Source organism: Mycobacterium saskatchewanense, assembly GCF_010729105.1.
Classification (GTDB): domain Bacteria; phylum Actinomycetota; class Actinomycetes; order Mycobacteriales; family Mycobacteriaceae; genus Mycobacterium; species Mycobacterium saskatchewanense.
Genome location: NZ_AP022573.1, coordinates 1354051 through 1371480, shown reverse-complemented (window position 1 = coordinate 1371480; position 17430 = coordinate 1354051). Strand labels below are relative to the sequence as shown.

General features: G+C 67.0%; 16 protein-coding genes. 9 read left to right on the top strand and 7 right to left on the bottom strand.

The window, feature by feature from the left end; all coding sequences use genetic code 11:
* Positions 1 to 17: 17 nt before the first annotated feature.
* The 8 genes from G6N56_RS06385 to G6N56_RS06350 all read left to right on the top strand — a co-directional run bounded on the left by G6N56_RS06385 (position 18) and on the right by G6N56_RS06350 (position 8596).
* Complete coding sequence (locus G6N56_RS06385) at positions 18 to 488, top strand: RidA family protein (RefSeq protein WP_085258574.1); 471 nt, start codon at positions 18 to 20, stop codon at positions 486 to 488.
* Positions 472 to 1962 carry a 4-hydroxyphenylacetate 3-hydroxylase N-terminal domain-containing protein gene (locus tag G6N56_RS06380; protein ID WP_085258575.1) on the top strand — a complete coding sequence of 497 codons (1491 nt, stop codon included), beginning with the start codon at positions 472 to 474 and terminating at the stop codon, positions 1960 to 1962. Before G6N56_RS06385 ends, G6N56_RS06380 begins: the two co-directional genes overlap by 17 nt.
* Before the next feature lie 98 nt (positions 1963 to 2060).
* The gene (locus G6N56_RS06375; protein WP_158090773.1) at positions 2061 to 2522 is read left to right on the top strand and encodes a flavin reductase family protein; all 462 of its coding nucleotides are present in this window, start codon (positions 2061 to 2063) and stop codon (positions 2520 to 2522) included.
* A gap of 13 nt (positions 2523 to 2535) precedes the next feature.
* Positions 2536 to 3369 (top strand): cyclase family protein, encoded by an 834-nt coding sequence (locus G6N56_RS06370; RefSeq protein ID WP_197746657.1) that lies wholly within the window; start codon positions 2536 to 2538, stop codon positions 3367 to 3369.
* A 451-nt stretch (positions 3370 to 3820) separates the two neighbouring features.
* Positions 3821 to 5224 carry a PPE family protein gene (locus G6N56_RS06365; protein WP_085258640.1) on the top strand — a complete coding sequence of 468 codons (1404 nt, stop codon included), beginning with the start codon at positions 3821 to 3823 and terminating at the stop codon, positions 5222 to 5224.
* Positions 5221 to 6606, top strand: a complete 1386-nt coding sequence (locus G6N56_RS06360) for a PPE family protein (protein ID WP_264020079.1) — start codon at positions 5221 to 5223, stop codon at positions 6604 to 6606. Before G6N56_RS06365 ends, G6N56_RS06360 begins: the two co-directional genes overlap by 4 nt.
* A gap of 134 nt (positions 6607 to 6740) precedes the next feature.
* Entirely contained in the window at positions 6741 to 7388 is a 648-nt protein-coding gene (locus G6N56_RS06355) for a VOC family protein (protein WP_085258577.1), read from the top strand.
* Positions 7385 to 8596: a M20 metallopeptidase family protein gene (locus G6N56_RS06350; protein WP_197746656.1), complete on the top strand. Its 1212-nt coding sequence runs from the start codon at positions 7385 to 7387 to the stop codon at positions 8594 to 8596. Before G6N56_RS06355 ends, G6N56_RS06350 begins: the two co-directional genes overlap by 4 nt.
* A gap of 18 nt (positions 8597 to 8614) precedes the next feature.
* On the opposite strand, the gene G6N56_RS06345 is transcribed toward G6N56_RS06350, so the two are convergent.
* The 7 genes from G6N56_RS06345 to G6N56_RS06315 all read right to left on the bottom strand — a co-directional run bounded on the left by G6N56_RS06345 (position 8615) and on the right by G6N56_RS06315 (position 15996).
* A complete protein-coding gene (locus G6N56_RS06345; RefSeq protein WP_085258579.1) occupies positions 8615 to 9262 on the bottom strand; it encodes a helix-turn-helix domain-containing protein in 648 nt (215 codons plus the stop codon).
* Between the two features lie 11 nt (positions 9263 to 9273).
* On the bottom strand, positions 9274 to 10458 hold the full coding sequence (locus G6N56_RS06340) for an NAD(P)/FAD-dependent oxidoreductase (RefSeq protein WP_085258580.1): 1185 nt from the start codon (positions 10456 to 10458) through the stop codon (positions 9274 to 9276).
* Positions 10455 to 11783 carry an FMN-binding glutamate synthase family protein gene (locus tag G6N56_RS06335; protein ID WP_085258581.1) on the bottom strand — a complete coding sequence of 443 codons (1329 nt, stop codon included), beginning with the start codon at positions 11781 to 11783 and terminating at the stop codon, positions 10455 to 10457. The genes G6N56_RS06340 and G6N56_RS06335 overlap by 4 nt, the downstream gene beginning before the upstream one ends.
* A complete protein-coding gene (locus G6N56_RS06330) occupies positions 11783 to 12478 on the bottom strand; it encodes a protein glxC (RefSeq protein WP_085258582.1) in 696 nt (231 codons plus the stop codon). Before G6N56_RS06330 ends, G6N56_RS06335 begins: the two co-directional genes overlap by 1 nt.
* Positions 12466 to 13338, bottom strand: a complete 873-nt coding sequence (locus G6N56_RS06325; protein WP_085258583.1) for a class II glutamine amidotransferase domain-containing protein — start codon at positions 13336 to 13338, stop codon at positions 12466 to 12468. Before G6N56_RS06325 ends, G6N56_RS06330 begins: the two co-directional genes overlap by 13 nt.
* A gap of 20 nt (positions 13339 to 13358) precedes the next feature.
* Positions 13359 to 14660, bottom strand: a complete 1302-nt coding sequence (glnT, locus tag G6N56_RS06320; RefSeq protein ID WP_085258584.1) for a type III glutamate--ammonia ligase — start codon at positions 14658 to 14660, stop codon at positions 13359 to 13361.
* Positions 14661 to 14742: 82 nt separating this feature from the next.
* Positions 14743 to 15996: an ammonium transporter gene (locus G6N56_RS06315; RefSeq protein WP_085258585.1), complete on the bottom strand. Its 1254-nt coding sequence runs from the start codon at positions 15994 to 15996 to the stop codon at positions 14743 to 14745.
* Positions 15997 to 16273: 277 nt separating this feature from the next.
* Between G6N56_RS06315 and G6N56_RS06310 the strand changes: the two genes are divergently transcribed.
* Entirely contained in the window at positions 16274 to 17410 is a 1137-nt protein-coding gene (locus G6N56_RS06310) for an FAD-dependent oxidoreductase (protein WP_085258586.1), read from the top strand.
* The last annotated feature ends 20 nt before the right edge of the window (positions 17411 to 17430 follow it).

Sequence of the window (17430 nt, the reverse complement as noted above, 5' to 3'; positions counted from 1 at the left end):
AACAGAAAGGATTCTCAATGACCCGCATCGACGTCCCGAGCAATGCTGTCCGGCAACGCCTGATGCCCGATGACACGTGGAGCTGGCATATGCCCACGCCGTTCTCTCAGGGATGGAAGATCGGCAATCTGGTCTTCATCGGCGGCCAGTTGTCCGCCGATGCGCGGGGCAATGTCATCGGCGAGGACGATATCGAAGTCCAGACCCGGAATGTATTCGAGAACATCACCAAAACGCTGGCCGCGGCCGGCGCCAACTGGAGCCATGTCGTCAAGCTGAACACCTTCTATTGCTTCGACGGAGACGGCGACGAGGTGCAGGAGAACTGGACGAAAATGACGAACGTCCGCATGCAGTACCTGCCGAATCCCGGACCGTGCGGCACGGCCGTCCGCGTTTCGGGACTCATGTACGACGGCTTCCTCATCGAGGCCGAAGCCATTGCCGTGATCACCGAAGGGAACGACACCGATGCCTGCATCGATTGACGCAGAACGCCTTCGCATCGACAAGGTCGTCGAGGCGCTCAAAGAGAGCCCGGAGCCGCATCTGCTCACCGGGGACCTGTACAAGCAGACGCTGCGCGACGGACGCCGCGTCATTGACTGCCGAGGCGAAGAAGTCGATGACGTCACCGCCCATCGCGACCTGCGCGCGGTGGAGACGACCGCGGCGATCCTGGATGCGCAGTTTGCGCCGGAATCACGTGACATCCTGACCTTCACCGGGGAAGACGGTGGCCGGCGGGGGATCGGCTGGCAGGTGCCGACGACGCGGGATCATCTGTTGGCCAAGAAAGCCGGCACCGAGTTCATCACGAAACGGACCATGGGTGTCTACGGCCGTCCCGTGGACTACGGCGCCATGATGGCGCTGGGATTCCTTTCAACGATCGACCGGATCCAGGCGGAGAACCCCGCATTCGCCCAGAACGTCCGAGACTTCGTGGCGCTGTCCGCAGACCACAACCTGCTGAGCACGGACTTGATTGCCGATCCGCAGTCCGACAAGAACATTCCCCGCAACGAGCGGCCCTCGCAGCTCCGGATCGTTGACGAAAGCCCTGACGGCATCGTGCTCAACGGAGCGAAGGTGGCCGGGAGCATGGGCGCGCTCGGACACTTCTTCACGTTGTCGACGACCTTGGGACCGGGCCTGGGGCCCGACGCCGCGATCTGGGCGGCAATCCCGGTCAACAGTCCGGGAGTCGCTCTGCTGCTGCGTGAGCCCACGGCGAACATGCACTCGGCGCGGCCGGACCATCCTCTCGACCATGCCGGAGAGGAGATGGATCAGATCATCATGTTCGACAACGTCTTTCTGCCACGCGAATACGTTTTCAGCGCTCACAACCTCGAACTGCTGACGCTGTACTACGAAAGCTGCGCCTTCTCACTGTGGTCCGTCATGACACGCCTGGCATTCCGCGCGGACATCTTCGCCGGCGTGGCACAGGTGATCACCGAGATTCTGGGCACCGACAAACTGCCGGGTGTGCAGAACGCCGTCGCCGACGTCACCTTGTACGCGCAAACGCTCAAAGCCTATGCACTGGCCACGATCCACGAATCGGTGGAGTGGAACGGCGTCCAAGTGCCCAATCCGGATCTCGTGACCGCCGGGCGCCTCTACTCGATCGAGAACTACCCGCGCATCACCTATCAGATCCAGGATCTCTGCGGTCAGGCACTGATCGCCCGCTGGCCCGAAAAGGTCTGGGATCACCCAGAATTCGGCCCACGAATGGACCAGTATTTCCCGGGCACCGGCGTCACCGCCCGGGAGAAGAACACCTTCTTCAACTTCGTGTTCGACCTGCTATGCGGTGCCCACGCCGGTCGTGTCGCGCTGTTCGAGAATGTCAACGCCACTCCACCGGCCTTCGTCAAAGGCTTGGTGTACAGCAAGACCGACCGTAGCTCGGCGGCCCGCCTCGTTCGCGACTATGTCGGGATTGCTTGAGGGCGGGAATGAGACACCCACCTCGTACCCAAAGCCGTCGGCCTGCCCCGAGTGCCGCGGTAGGCACAACCGAGCAGACGCCGAACTTCATCGCCGCCATGCGGGTGCTGGCCCGCGCCGTGGTCATCCTCACCGTAGAGGTGGAGGGCCAGCCCTGGGGTGTGACGATCAGTTCGTGCTCGTCCCTGTCGGCAGCTCCGCCCCGGCTGGTGTGCTCCCTGGAGTCGAGAACGGTCGCGGCAGCGGCCATCGCCGAGCACGGCCGGTTCGGGATCAACATCCTGTCCGCCGCTCAGGCCGAACTGGCGGCGACGTCGGCCAAAGCCGGCATACCGAAATTCCTCGACCGGGCACTACTGATCCATCGCGAGGACCCCGAGGTGTCCACACCGCAGATCGCCGATGCGCTGTACAACCTGGACTGCATCGTGGTGTCGCGCTTACGCATCGTCGATCACGACCTCGTGGTCGGCGGGGTGCGGTGGTCAAAGTCAGGCCCCCAGCATGACCCGCTGCTCTATTTCAACCAGTCGTTTCGGGCGCTGGACAGACAGGCATAGGAGGGCCAGTCCCATGACAGTGATCACACGAGCGGAACTGATCGCCGAAGGTCAACGGCGCGCGCTGATGGAATCCCGGGTTCCGACGCCGCCGGCGAGCACTCCGCTGCTCGGTGGCGCATTGCTCGACCGGCCACACAAGATTGTCGATCTGACCCGGCCCCTGTACGAGGGCATGCCGGTATGGTTCGGCCATCAGAAGACGTTCACCCCGGTCAACCAGGACCATGACCGTTTCAAGGAGCTCCACCAAACCGAGATCGGTTTCTACGCCAGAAACCTGATCATCAGTGAGCACGCGGGAACACACTCCGATGCGACTATCGAATATGATCCCGCGGGCATGCCCATCGATCAGCTTCCCCTGGAGATGTATTGGGGGTCGGCGGTCTGTCTGGACATGTCGGAAGCCGAGTTCATCGACCCCGATCCGGACTGCCGGGGCTGGGCAACCGAGGACGTCGTCAGGCGCGCCGAGGCCAAACTCGGGGCCGCGGGTGAGGCGATCAGGCCAGGTGACATCGTGCTGGCTTGGTTCGACTATGGCGATCGTCACTTCCCGACTCCCCAGTACATCCACCACAACCCGGGCTTTTCCTGGGACGGGCTCGAGTACCTGGCAAAAAAGGGCGTGGTCAACATCGGGACGGACTGCAGCGCAATCGATCACAGCGCCGACAGCAGGTTCAGCGGCCACATGGTCTGTAAGAAGTACGGGTTGGTGAATACCGAGCATCTGGCGAACCTGGGGCAGCTGGTCAACACACGGTTCATGTTCTACGGCCTGCCGTTGAATATCATAGGTGGCACTGGCTCTCCGATCCGGGCTGTTGCCGTCCTGCCGTAATACGCAGCAGCGCCGCGCCTCCTGGAGTGCGCAGCGGGGTCCGGACGTCGATCGGCCAGCCGGCCGTTTCGCACACGCTGTGCCGCGAAGTTCCCTGCCGCAGGTATGTGACATGGGCTACCGCGCAGAGCAAATGAGGGCGGCCGCCACCCCGGAGACGCGCCGTCTGATGCCTCGATGATATACAAAATCTATCGGGCGATCGAAAGAATTTCAAGCAACATGAAATATGTTGAGGCAGAACGATATTCAAGGCAGTTGACGGGCTAACGGCGGCGTCGTGAATCAAAGTTAATATGGCCGTTACCGATGGCATCGTCGCTGCAACACGCGAAACATACTGTGGCTGCAACACATTGGTCTAGAGCAAACTCATGTGTGTCCTGAAAATAATTGCGGCCAAACGGTGTAAGCCCGGCGCATGGAATCTAGTCAGATGGGGAAGCTGGTGATGGATTTTGCGGTGTTGCCGCCGGAGATCAATTCGGGGCGAATGTATGCGGGAGCGGGCGCGGGGCCGATGGTCGCCGCCGCGGCGGCCTGGGATGGCTTAGCTGCGGAGTTGAGTTCAGTGGCGAACTCCTACCGGGGCGTCATATCCGAGCTAACCGGCGGACCGTGGGTGGGCCCGTCCTCGATGACGATGGCGGCTGCGGTAGCACCATATATGGCGTGGGTGAACACCACCGCGGTTCAGGCCGAGTTAACGGCCAGCCAGTTGGGGTCGGCCGTTGCGGCCTACGAGGCGGCATTTGCGGCCACAGTCCCCCCGCCTGAGATCGAGGTGAATCGCGCGCTACTGGCGGCGCTGATCGCCACCAACATACTGGGGCAGAACACCCCGGCGATCGCCGCCACCGAGGCGCAATACGCCGAGATGTGGGCCCAGGACGCCATGGCGATGTACGGCTACGCCGGCGCTTCCGCGGCCGCGACGAAGTTAACGGCGTTCACCGCCCCGCCCGAGACCACCGATCAGGCCGGCACCGCAACTCAAGCCGAGGCGGTCAGCCAGGCCGCGGCCTCCGCGGCCGCTCCGAGCGCGGACTCAGGCCTGACCCAGTTTCTCGACTTGGTCCCCAGCGCGCTGCAAAGCCTCGGCCTGGGAGGGGCATTCGACCCAACCGCGTGGTTGGAGACCGTCCTCTCCTCGCCCACCGGCGCGGCCCTCAACGTCTTCAGCACCAACTTGGGTAACTGGAGCCTGGTCGTCAGTGGCCCGTTGTTCACGGCGTCCGGTATCACTCCGCTGCTGGGCGGCCTGTACAGCCTCGCGTTGCCGGCTGCCGCGGCCGCCGATGTGGCACCCGACCTGGGAGCGGTCGCTGCAGCCTCCGATGTCGTACCCGCTGCCGGGCTGGGCACACTGGCCGGCTCGTATACAGGCGCGGGCGCACCGGTTTCGGCGGGCCTGGGGGAGGCGGCCTCGGTCGGCAAATTGTCGGTGCCGGAGTCGTGGGTTTCGTCCCCGGCGATCCGATTGGCCGGCAGCGCATCGCCGCTGGCGACAGCCGGTTTGGAAGGCTTGGCGCCGGCCGCGACCGCCGCGCCGGGCAGCTTCTTCGGGGGAGTCCCGCCGGTGGGCAGTCTGGTCAATGCGCCGCGGGGCGAGCAAACGCGGGCCCGTTCGGGCCAGGCCCAGAAAGTCATCCCGGCGCTGCCCGGGGAGCCCCACACCGGGGAGGGCGTCATGGCGGGTCGGCCAGCACAGCCGTCGCAACCGGCGCGCCGCCATGTCGCCAGCGCGTTGAGCAGCCAGGAACGCGACGAACTCGACAAGCTGCGCAAGGAGATCGCCGATCTGGCGACCGAACGTGACGCGGCGGCCCGACTGATCAAGGAGGCGATGCTGTGACCAGCGCTCTCGATTTCGCGGGGCTGCCGCCCGAAGTCAACTCCGGTCGCATGTACGCCGGCCCGGGGCCGGCGCCGCTGGTAATGGCCGCGACGGCATGGGGCGCGCTGGCCGCGGAGTTGAACTCGGCGGCTAGCTCGTACCAAGGGGTGCTTTCCGCATTGACGAGCGGACCGTGGGTCGGTCCGTCGTCGATGATGATGACGTCGGCGGTCGGGCCCTTCGTGTCGTGGATGAGTGCCACGGCGGCGCAGGCCAAGCAGACGGCGAGTCAGATGGAATCGGCGGTCGCGGCCTACGAGGCGGCGCTCGCGGCGACGGTGCCACCACCGGTGATCGAGGTGAACCGAGCCTTGCTGTCGGCCTTGGTGGCCACGAATGTTCTGGGCCAGAACACTCCGGCGATCGCGGCGACCGAGGCGCAGTACGCCGAGATGTGGGCCCAGGACGCCGCGGCGATGTACGGCTATGCCGGCGCGTCGGCGGCGGCGACGCGATTGGTGCCGTTCAACACGCCGCCGCAGGCCACCAACCCGGCGGGAAGTTCGTCGCAGAGCGCCGCGGTCACCCAAGCCACCGCCGCGGCGGGCGAGTCGAATGCCCAATCCGCGCTTTCAGGTGTTCCCAATCTGCTGCAAGGGCTTTCGTCGGGATTCACCCTGGATAACAACCCGCTTCTGGATCTGTTGAACAGCTCTCCGGTGCAGCTGTTCAACTCGCTGAGCAGCCTGACCGTCGGACCCCAGATCCTCTCCGAGGGGCTGAACTTCGACGCCTCCGGCGCCATGTTGACGTTCGCCCCTCCGGTGGCGACGGCGTGGAACCCGTTGATCTCCGCCCTCACGCCGCCGGCAGCGGCGGCCAGCGCCGCGTCTCAGGTGTCCGGGGGATCGGGCGCGGGGTCGACCCTGGTCGGTTCGTCCAGTCCGATCTCGGCGGGCGTGGGGGAGGCGGCCTCGGTCGGCAAGTTGTCGGTGCCGGCGTCGTGGGGCGGGGCTTCCCCGGCGGTCCGCCTCGCTGCCACCGCACTGCCCATCGCCGACCTCGAAGGCGTGCCGGCGCACCCGCTCGGTGGCCTGTACGGGGGCATGCCGCCGTTGGGTGGACCGGTGGCGAGCGTGGTCAACGCGCCCAGGGACGGGCAGGGACCCCGGACCGGTGCTCGCGCGAAAGTTGTCGCTGCCCTTGACCGGGAGTCGGGACTGAACACCGACCTCGCGGACCGCTGGGTGGCGCAGGACCGCAGGGCCGCCGAGGACGAGGCGGTGAGTGAACGCGACGAGCTCAACCAGCTGCGCCGGGCGATCGCCGACATGACCAAGCAGCGCGACGCGCTCAAGCGCACCGCCTCCCTGCTGATCCAGGAGGCCAACAACAAATAGCTCCTTGCGCCGGTTGTCGTGGCTCCGTCCCTCCTCCCCCCGGGGACGGCAGCCGCGGCAACCGGCGTCTAGGGCCAGCCGCCTATCGCGGTTGCGTCCGGCCCGTCGCAGACCGGCAGAAAGGTACCCCGCCCTTGCGGCTTGACCACGTCATCATTGCCACCAGCGAGCCGGTGCGCTCCGCGCGCCGGCTCGCGAAAAACGCAGGCCTCGCCGCCGTCGAGGGCGGTGTCCATGACGGTCTGGGAACGGCCAACTACATCGTTCCGCTCGGCCGGGGCTACCTCGAACTGGTTACCGCCCACGATCGCAGGCTCGCGGAGCGCAACGCTTTCGGGCGACTCGTTCTTGCCGCATTGCACGAGCGGGACGAGGCGTTCGCCGGGTGGGCGGTCGAGGTCAGCGTGGACTGCCTGGCGACGGCCGCCCAGGCCCGCGGTCTGAGCATCGGTCGGCTCACCCGCCGCGGAATCGGCATCGACCACGCCGGTATGGAGGACGTCCGGGAATCACCCGGCTTGCCATTCCTGTTGGCACGGGAGGCTGGCAGCGGGCATCCGCAAGACCTTCGCGCAGACCACCGCGTGATACCGCACGGCGTGCGGGCACTCACCATCGGCGAGTCGGAAGACGCTCTTAACGATTGGTTTGCGGGCCAGCCAATCGATCAGCCAGTGATGTGTCGCGGTGAGGGATGTGGCATAGCCCAGGTCGAAATCGCGACTGATGCCGGCACCATCGTGTTGAGGGGCGATTCGCCCACCCGGACCGTGCAATCGTGAGTGTCACACTCCGGGCCCTGCGCCGCGAGCTGCATGCGTGTGCCGAGGTCGGCCTCAATCTGCCCCAGACCCAGGCGATCCTGCTGCGCGAACTCAGCGGGCTCGGTGTGGACACGCACACAGGTTCTGCCTTGAGCTCGATAGTTGCCGTCCTCCGGGGCACCCGGCCGGAACGCGACGAACCGCGGCCGGCGGTGTTGGTCCGCTCCGACATGGACGCCCTGCCTATCACGGAGGCCACCGGCTTGCCCTTCGCTTCGAAGGGTGACGCCATGCATGCCTGCGGTCACGACCTCCACATGGCGGCCCTGGTCGGCGCGGCCAGGAAGCTGGCGGCACGACGCGACGAACTGCACGGTGACGTGGTCTTCATGTTCCAGCCCGGTGAAGAAGCCTGCGGCGGTGCGCAATTGATGCTGGACGAGGGTGTCCTCGAAGCCTCCGGCCAACGAGTGAACGCGGCACTGGGGATACATGTCCTGAGTTACGACCTGCCGCTGGGCACCTTCGCTTTTGGTTCAGGTGCGGTGCTGTCAGGATCGAACATCGTCACCGTGTCTTTCCGCGGACGCGGAGGCCATGGCTCGGCCCCGCATCTGGCGGCCGACCCGGTACCCGCGGCGGCGCAATTCGTCTCGTCGGTACAGGTTGCGCTCAGTCGGGCTATTTCCATGTTCGAGCCGGTGACGCTGACTTTCGGGATTCTTGCCGCAGGCAGGCAACACAACGTGATCGCCGAAACCGCCATGGCAGGAGGAACACTGCGGACGTTCTCGGCGGCGGCCGCCGAAAACGCGCTGCGGATCGTGCACGACGTGGCGCACGGCATCGCCACGGCACACGGCGTGCGTGTTGAGATAGGTGTCCGGCAGGACACTATCTCGACCGTGTGTGATGCCGCCGAAACCGGAATCGCACGGTCGGTCGCCGCGGCGGTGGTCGGCGAGCCGCATATCCGAATGCTGGACCGGCCCTATAGCCTTTCCGAGGACTTCTGCTGGGTGCTCGACCAAGTGCCGGGGACCTTCGTGATGGTGGGAGCGGGCCGATCAACGAAGCCTGGTGCGCCCGTGAATCACTCGCCCCGTGCGATATTCGACGATTCGATTCTCGAACGGGCGGCGCAGTTCGAAGCCGCCTGGGCCATCGAGCGGCTGGCTCTCCTTGCCGCCGACCCGGCGACGATGTCGGCAAGCGGAGCAGGATGACGGAAAATCTGAGGGTCGTCAGACCTGGGAGTCGGGGAATGCAATGACCGACAGGAACCGGATCGGCAACTTGACCAGGTCCACCGGTCCGTGCGCGCCTTCGCCGTCGAACTGCAGCGAGTCGCCCGCGTGCAGCCGGTACACCGAGCGGCTGTGGCTGTAATCCATGATGCCCTGCAGCATGTAGATGAACTCCGTGCCCGGGTGCTGGAAGAGCGGATAGGTCTGGCTCTTCTCCGACAGCGTGACGTGCAGGCACTCCAGCCGCTTGTGTTCACCGCGCAGCGATCCCAGGAGCTGGTACTCGTGCCCCTTCATCGTGCCCGTGCGCGCGATGCGGGCGCCGGTCCCGGATTTCACGAAGGCCGCCGGGCGCTCCACGTCGGCGCCGCGGAACAGGCTGGTGACCGGGACGTCCAAACCCTTGGCCAGCAACGCAAGCGTGCCGAGGCTGCACGACGTCTGCGCGTTCTCGATCTTGGACAGCATCGCCTTCGAGATGCCCACCCGTGCGGCCATGTCGGCGACCGTCAGCCCCTGCGCGAGGCGCAGCTGCCGAACGTTCCGGCCGATCGCGGCCTCGAACTCGAGGTCCTCGACCGGCTCCTGGGGGTTGCGGTCGCGGGCCGTGCCTGACTTGTTGCGCAGCAGGGGGACGTCGCTCATCGCTATCCTGTCTAGCGCATCTGGCTGGCGCCGACATAGGGATATGGCGATCTCAATGGTGCGCCTTCGGCGAATCGCGACAGCCGGAAGTCGCCGGCCGGGATGTGTGCGTCGGTGCTGTGGCCATCTACGACGAGGTCGGCGACCAGCCTGCCGACCGCGGGGGCGATCTTGAAACCGTGGCCGCTGAAGCCGGCGGCGACGATCAGGCCGTCCAGGTCGGTGCGGCTGATCACCGGATTCCAGTCCGGCGTGATGTCATAGCAGCCCGCGTAGCTGCCGCTGACCGCCGCGGCCGCGAACCCCGGGAATCGGTCGCCGACCTTGTCCACCGTCAGTTCGACGAACGCCTCGCTGGCCCGGTTCATGTAGCGGTCCGGATCGGCGTCTTCGACCAGGGCGGGATCGCTGTTGCCGAAGAGGATGTCTCCGCCGACCTCCGGTCGCACGTACTGCAACGAGACGAGATCGGAAAACACTGGCACCGGACCGGTTTCGACCCCCGGGGCGATGGTGACGAGCTGTTCGCGCACCACGCGGATCGGCACATCGATGCCGTACGGCGCCAGGAACGGCCGGGTCCACACGCCGGTGGCGACGACGACGGCGCCCGCCGCGATCTCGGTGCCGTCGGCGAGGCGGATGCCGGTGGCTCTGCCGGCGCGAGACGTCAGCCCGGTCACGTTGGCGCCCTGTAGGATTCGCACGCCTGCGGCGCGCGCCGACGCCGCGAAGGCCTGCGCGGTGCGATAGGCGTCGCCGTAGCCGCCGCGGGCCTCCCATCCGAATGCCGCGAACGGTGTCAGGTCGGCGAACGGCCACATCCGCGCCACCTCGGAGCGGTCGATCTCCTCGGTCTGCACCCCGACGGCTTGTTGGGCGGCCAGGCTCTTGCGCAGCGATTCGGCGTCGGGGTCACCGACCCCGACCACGTATCCGGTCTGGTGGAAGCCGATGTCGGTGCCGAAAATCTCCTCGGCGTTCTCGAGGACCTCCACCCCGGCGTTCGCCATCGCCGCCAGTGAGCTGACGCCGTAATGGCACCGGACGATGCCGCTGGACTTACCGGTCATTCCAGACCCGACGGTGCTCCTCTCCGCCACGACGACGTCGGTGATCCCGCGGCGGCTCAGCGCCCACGCGGCGGCGGCTCCCTCGATCCCGCCGCCGACGATCACGACGTCCGCGGTGCTCATCGGCCTGGCACCCAGTCCGTGCCGGCCAGCGGCACGCGCGCCATCGCGGCCGCCTCGATGGTGACGGCGACCAGATCCTCCGGCTCCAGGTGCAGGACATGGGCCTTGCCGCACGCGCGCGCGATGGTCTGCGCCTCCATGGTGAGCACCCGGAGGTAGTTGGCCAGCCGGCGCCCGCCCACCACCGGATCCAGGCGCGCCGACAGCTCCGGGTCCTGCGTGCTGATCCCCGCCGGATCGGTGCCATCCTGGAAGTCGTCGAAGAAACCCGCCGCGCTGCCCAACCTTTCGTAGTCCTCGGCATACTGCGGGCTGTTGTCGCCGAGCGCGATCAGCGCGGCCGTCCCGATGGCGACGGCATCGGCGCCGAGCGCCAGGGCCTTCGCGACGTCCGCCCCGGTACGAATGCCGCCGGAGACGATCAACTGAACCTCGCGGTGCACCCCGAGCTCGGCTAGCGCCCGAACGGCCTGGGGGATGGCGGCCAACGTCGGGATCCCGACGTGTTCGATGAACACCTCCTGGGTTGCCGCGGTGCCACCCTGCATTCCGTCGACCACGACGACGTCCGCGCCCGCGTGCACCGCCAGCTTGACGTCGTAATACGTTCTGCTGGCGCCCATCTTGACGTAGACGGGCTTCTCCCAGTCGGTGATCTCCCGCAATTCGTTGATCTTGATGGCCAGGTCGTCGGGCCCGGTCCAGTCGGGGTGGCGGCAAGCGGAGCGTTGGTCGATGCCTTCGGGCAGGGTGCGCATGCCGGCGACCCGCTCGGAGATCTTCTGCCCGAGGAGCATTCCGCCACCGCCCGGTTTGGCGCCCTGCCCGAGCACCACCTCGATGGCGTCCGCCTTGCGCAGATCGTCGGGATTCATCCCGTAGCGGGACGGGAGGTATTGGTAGACAAGGTGTTTGCTCTGTCCGCGTTCTTCGGGCGTCATGCCGCCATCGCCCGTTGTGGTGGACGTGCCGACCTCGCTGGCTCCGCGTCCCAGCGCCTCTTTGGCCGCCCCGGACAGCGCGCCGAACGACATGCCGGCGATGGTGACCGGAATGTCCAGGTGCAGCGGGTGTTTGGCGAACCGGCCGCCCAGGACGACGTCGGTGCCACAGCGCTCGCGGTAGCCCTCCAACGGGTAACGCGACATCGACGCGCCGAGGAAAAGCAGATCGTCGAAGTGCGGCAGGGGACGCTTGGCGCCCCACCCCCGGATGTCGTAGATGCCCGTTTCGGCGGCGCGCTGAATGGCGGCGATGGCGTGGCGGTCGTAAGTGGCGGACTCGCGAAGGCCGAGGCGGGCGCGATCGTCGGCGGAGTATGTCATCAGTAGCTCGCGGCGTTGTCGACGTGGAAGTGATACAGCTCGCGGGCGGAGCCGTACCGGGTGTAGGCCGCGGTGTCGTCACCGTCGAAACCGGCGGCCTTCAGCAGCTGACCCAGTTCGTGGTGGTGCTCGTCGCGCATTTCCTTGGCGACGCAGTCCGCGCCCAGCGACGCGACGTCGCCGCGGACGTAGATGCGCGCTTCGTAGACAGAGTCGCCGAGCGCCTCGCCGGCGTCGCCCCGCACCACCAATCGTCCCGCCTGGGCCATGAACGCGCTCATGTGCCCGACGTTGCCGCCCACCACGATGTCGACGCCCTTCATCGAGATCCCGCACCGCGCGGCCGCGTTGCCCTCGATCACCAGCAGCCCGCCATGGGCCGTCGCGCCGGCGGACTGCGACGCGTTGCCCCTGACCCAGACGGTCCCGCTCATCATGTTCTCGGCCACCCCGGTGCCCGCGTTGCCCATGATGACGACCTCCGCCTGCTGATTCATGCCGGCGGCGTAGTAGCCGACGTGGCCGTCGATCGTTATCCGCGCCGGCGCGTCGATTCCGACGGCGACGTTGTGGGCACCGTCGGGGTGGGCGATGCTGTACTCCCCGTGCGCGTTCGGGTCGTGCAGGGCCGCGTTCACCTCGCGCAGCGGCGTCGACCGCAGGTCGAAGGTCCGCGCGGACGTCACTTCTGCCATGCGTAGACCACCTCGGGTTCGGGTTCCCAGAGCTTGGCCCGGTCGACCCCGGGAAGCCCTGCCAGGGCCCGGTATTCACTGGCCATCGCCACCCAGTCGTCCGTTTCGGCGAGGACGGCCGGCTTGCACGCGATGGCGTCACGCACGACGGCGAAGGAGTCGCGGTTCGACACGAGCAGCGTGTAGAAGCCGTCGAATCTCGCGCACAATTCCTTGAGCGCGGTCTCGATGTCGCGGCCCTCGGCGAGTTGCTTGGCAACGAAGCGCGCACCGACCTCGGTGTCGTTCTCGCTGTCGAAATGCACGCCGGCGGCACGCAGCTCCCGGCGGATGGTGGCGTGGTTCGCGAAGGAGCCGTTGTGGACCAGGCACTGCTCGGGGCCGACCGCATACGGGTGGCAGCCGCCGGGCGTCACGGCCGATTCGGTCGCCATACGCGTGTGGCCGACCCCTTGCCAGCCGGTCGCGCCGGCGAGGTCCCACTCCCGGACCAATCGGCGCGGATGGCCAACGCCTTTGAGCACGGCCATGTCCGAGCCAAACCCGGCGATCAGGGCCTGCGGGTAGGCGCGGGTCACCGTCTCCAGCAGCGCTTGCGGTGACATGTCGGCGGTGACGAGATGGGTGTCGCCGCGCCGCCGCACGTGGACACCGGGACCCAGGTCGGCGACGTCGGGATCGGCCTGCAGCACCGAGACACAACCGTGTCCCGGTGGCGACAGGACGGGATCGCCGTAGATGGCGACACCTGCCGAATCGCTGCCGCGGTCGCCCATCTCGCACAGCATGCCGCTGAGAAGTTCCCCCAATCGGGGATAAAGTTGCGGGTTGCGCAGATGCAGCCCGACGATTCCACACATCGGATGTCTCCTTGGCGTGCTCAGAAGGCGGTCAGATACTGCTCGATCTCCCACGGCGTGACGCTGCCGTGGTAGGCGAAGAACTCGTCGCGCTTGAGGCCGGCAAAATAGTCGGCCACGCCCTGCCCGGCCGCGTCGAGCACACCGGTGATCACGGGATCGGCTTGGAGATTCTCCAGCGCGTGCAGCAGCGTGGGCGGTAACGCCGGGCGGTTCTGCGCGCCGAGGCCGCCGGGATCGGTGCTGCGCTTGATGCCGTCCAGCCCGGCGCCGAGTGCTGCGGCGATGGCCAGGTATGGGTTGGCGGAACCGTCGGCGCCACGCAGCTCGATGCGCGCGGAATCGGGCACCCGAATGTAATGGGTGCGGTCGTTGCCCCCGTACGTCGGCATCCTGGGCGCCCACGACGCCCCCGAGGCCGTCGTGGTGGCCCCGGTGCGCTTGTAGGAGTTGACCGTTGGAGCCACGACGGCCTGCAACGCGCGGGCATGCTCGAGGATGCCTCCGATGAACGCGTAGGCGGTCTCGGACAGGCCGAGCCCGCGGGAGTCTTCGTCGGCCGGGAACACCGGTGCGCCACCGCTGGTCAGCGAGAGATGCAGATGCATTCCGCTGCCGGTCTTTTCGGCGAATGGTTTGGGCATGAACGTAGCCACCATGCCCCGCTCGGACGCCAACATCGACAGCAGGTAACGCAGCGTGATCACGCGGTCCGCGGTCGTCAACGCGTCGGCGAACTGAAAGTTCTGCTCGAACTGACCGTTGGCGTCCTCGTGATCGTTGGCGTAGTTCGACCACCCCAGCGTGTTCATGGCCGTCGAGATCGCGCTGAGGTGCTCGAACATCCGGGTCAGGCCGCGGGCGTCGTAGCACGGTTGCGCTGATGTGTCGGCGGCATCGGCGACCGACAGGCTGCCGTCGGCGTTACGGTGCACCAGGAAATACTCGACCTCGGCCCCCACCCAGGGTTCGTACCCGGCGTCGGCGGCCCGCGCGATGAGCGCCTTCAGGATGACCCGCGGCGCGTAGGGCCAGGGTTCACCCTCGACGTGCGGGTCGCAGTGCACGATTGCGAGACCCTCTTTGACGAAGGGGATCGGCGTGAACGACGCCGGGTCCGGAATCGCGATCAAGTCAGGGTCTTTGGGCTCCTGGCCCATCGCCCCGACGGCGTATCCCGCGAAGCCGACGCCGTCGGTGGCGAGGACGTCGACGGCCTCGACGGGCACGAGCTTGGCGCACGGCTTGCCCCGCAGGTCGACGAAGAGCGTGAGGATGAACCGGGTCCCCGACTGGTCGGCCAGCGTCGCGAGGTCGGACATGCTTCGTCAATCCTTCTGGGCGTCAATCTCGTTGGAAAGGGCCGGCCGGCGCGGGCGAGTGATCCGCGCCGGCCGGAGTCTGTCAGGCGGGCAGAAGTTCGTACGCCGCGTCGCGGTGGTACTTGGTGTCGATGCCCGTTTCCTCTTCGTCCGCGGAAATGCGGATGCCCATCGTCTTCTTGATGACGAGCGCGATGACGAACGCCACCACGAACGAGTAGGTCATCACCGCGCCGGCGGCGATCGCCTGCTTCCACAGCTGGTCGGCGCCGCCGCCGTAGAACAGCCCGTCGACCTGGTTCGGCATGCTCGCGCTGGCGAAAAACCCGATCAGCAGGGTACCGAGAATGCCGCCGACCAGGTGAACGCCGACGACGTCGAGCGAGTCGTCGTAGCCGAATCGGGCCTTGAGCCCCACGGCCAGAGGGCATATCGCGCCGGCGATCAACCCGAGGAAGATCGAGCCGACCGGCGTGACCGCTCCGCAGGCGGGGGTGATGGCGACCAGACCGGCCACCGCGCCCGACGCGGCGCCGACACCGGTGACGTGGCCGTCCTTGACCTTCTCGACGGCAAGCCACGCCAGGGTCGCCGCGCACGTCGCGGTGAACGTCGTGACCATCACGATCGCGGCCGACGTGCCGGCGGCGAGCGCCGATCCGCCGTTGAACGCATACCAGCCGGCCCACAGTAAGCCCGCGCCGAGCAAGGTCAGCGGCACGTTGTGCGGCTTGCGGAATTTGCCGAAGCCCAACGACTTGCCCAGCACGATGGCGACCGCCAGCGCCGCGGCGCCGGAGTTGATGTGCACGGCCGTTCCGCCGGCGAAGTCAATGGCCTTGAGCTTGTTGGCGATCCATCCGCCCTTGGCGTCCGGTGTGACGACGCCGTCGACGGCGAAGACCCAGTGCGCGACGGGGAAGTAGACGAGGACCGCCCATGCCGTCGCGAACGCCATCCAGGCGCTGAACTTCATCCGGTCGGCCGCGGCGCCGGACACCAGCGCGACGGTGATCGCCGCGAACAGCGCCTGGAAGAGGGCGAACAGGCTGACTGGCAGCCCATTGATCGTCGTCATCGGCTTGGTCAGGTTCTTCATGCCGAGGAATTCGGTGAAGCTCCCGACGAGGCCCCCATACGACGTCCCGAACGACATCGAAAAGCCGAACAGCACCCACAGCACACCGACGACGGCCACCGCGCCGAACGTCATCATCATCATGTTGGTCGAACTCTTGACGGAGACCATGCCGCCGTAGAACAAGGCGAGGCCCGGAATCATCACCGTGAGGCCGATGATGCAACACAACATGAATGCCGTGGTTCCCGTGTCCATGGACACCTCCTGCAGTGGCAGCCCCCCGCGGGCTGTTCACTCACAGTAATCTATGTTTCTGTTACGTAGACAGCCGTCCCGCGTTGCGACCGTGTTAAGTCGTGCCGCAGAGATCGCCGCTGGGCAGTCGCCAAAAGTGAAAGACATTCTGTGCGGCCATGTCTGGGCCCTGGGTCGCGAGTGCGTTCCGGTTGCCGGATCGGCGTGCGGGCGCTATCTTCGGATCCCGTATACAGGATCCGACGACACACGCGCCCATGGGCGGGAGGGAGGCGGGGTGCCCAGAACCGCTGAGGTCGCCGGCGCCGGGCTGTCCGGGCTGCTGCTGGCCACCCGCCTCGCCCAACTCGGCTGGCGTGTGCGCCTGCACGAGCGAAACGCCGAACTCCGGATGTTCGGCGCGGGAATCTGGATCTGGGAAAGCGGGTTACGCGCGCTGGAGGTCGTGGGGGCCTACGACCGGGCGGTGGAAAAGGCGCGCACCATCGCCGAGTGGCGGATCGCGGACCCGCACGGCCGGGTGCTGATGTCACGGCGCACCACCCCGCACGATCGCCTACTGTTGCCGCCGCGCGCCGATCTGTACGAGGCGCTGATCGCCCAGGCCGTGCACTTCGGAGTGGACATCAAGACGTCCTCGACCGTGGTCGACATGACCGCGGACGGGTGCCTGCAGCTGGCCGACGGAACGACGCATGAAGCCGACCTCGTGGTCGCGGCCGACGGCGCGTATTCGAGACTGCGCGAGTCGATCTCGGCGACCTCCTGGATGGATTTCGGTCACGAGGCCGGCATCCGAATGCTCATCGACCGCAAGGACGGCGATCCCGAGGACACCATCATCGAGTACTGGCACGGACGGCGCCGGTTGCTCTACAACCCGTGCACCGACGGTCAGGATTACATCTTCCTCAGTGCCCCGGTTTCGGACGAGCGGGCGAGCAGGATGCCGGTGGACCGTGACTTGTGGCGGACGGCCTTCCCCGAGGCGGCGCCCCTGGTGGAGCGCTTCGCCGAGGCGAGCCGGTGGGACCGGCTGGTCAACGTGCGCTGCCGGCGCTGGCATCACGGCCGGGCCGCGGTGATCGGCGACGCCGCCCACGCCATGCCGCCGAACCTCGGGCAGGCCGCCAACACCGCGTTCATCAATGCGATGGCGCTCGCCATGATCCTCGAGAACGAACGCGATGTCACCGCAGCCCTCGGGCGCTGGGAGAAGGAATGCCGCGCGCTGACCAACCACGTCCAATGGTGGTCCTACCTCTACGGTTTCGCGTTGGCCAAGGTCCCCGAACGGGCCGACGGAGTGCGCGCACGCCTGTTGCGTTCGGTATCGCGAACCCCGCTGTTCCAGAACGGGTTGAACAAAGGCGCCCGCACCATCCCGGCGGGCGCCAGGGCCACGGTTGCCTGATCACGAGGTGGCCGGACATG

Bases quoted from the DNA above. Each gene is read 5' to 3' on its own strand.
- G6N56_RS06385 (WP_085258574.1), top strand. From the start codon at position 18: ATGACCCGCATCGACGTCCCGAGCAATGCTGTCCGGCAACGCCTGATG.
- G6N56_RS06380 (WP_085258575.1), top strand. From the start codon at position 472: ATGCCTGCATCGATTGACGCAGAACGCCTTCGCATCGACAAGGTCGTC.
- G6N56_RS06375 (WP_158090773.1), top strand. From the start codon at position 2,061: ATGCGGGTGCTGGCCCGCGCCGTGGTCATCCTCACCGTAGAGGTGGAG.
- G6N56_RS06370 (WP_197746657.1), top strand. From the start codon at position 2,536: ATGACAGTGATCACACGAGCGGAACTGATCGCCGAAGGTCAACGGCGC.
- G6N56_RS06365 (WP_085258640.1), top strand. From the start codon at position 3,821: ATGGATTTTGCGGTGTTGCCGCCGGAGATCAATTCGGGGCGAATGTAT.
- G6N56_RS06345 (WP_085258579.1), bottom strand. From the start codon at position 9,262: ATGAGCGACGTCCCCCTGCTGCGCAACAAGTCAGGCACGGCCCGCGAC.
- G6N56_RS06340 (WP_085258580.1), bottom strand. From the start codon at position 10,458: ATGAGCACCGCGGACGTCGTGATCGTCGGCGGCGGGATCGAGGGAGCC.
- G6N56_RS06335 (WP_085258581.1), bottom strand. From the start codon at position 11,783: ATGACATACTCCGCCGACGATCGCGCCCGCCTCGGCCTTCGCGAGTCC.
- G6N56_RS06330 (WP_085258582.1), bottom strand. From the start codon at position 12,478: ATGGCAGAAGTGACGTCCGCGCGGACCTTCGACCTGCGGTCGACGCCG.
- G6N56_RS06325 (WP_085258583.1), bottom strand. From the start codon at position 13,338: ATGTGTGGAATCGTCGGGCTGCATCTGCGCAACCCGCAACTTTATCCC.
- glnT (WP_085258584.1), bottom strand. From the start codon at position 14,660: ATGTCCGACCTCGCGACGCTGGCCGACCAGTCGGGGACCCGGTTCATC.
- G6N56_RS06315 (WP_085258585.1), bottom strand. From the start codon at position 15,996: ATGGACACGGGAACCACGGCATTCATGTTGTGTTGCATCATCGGCCTC.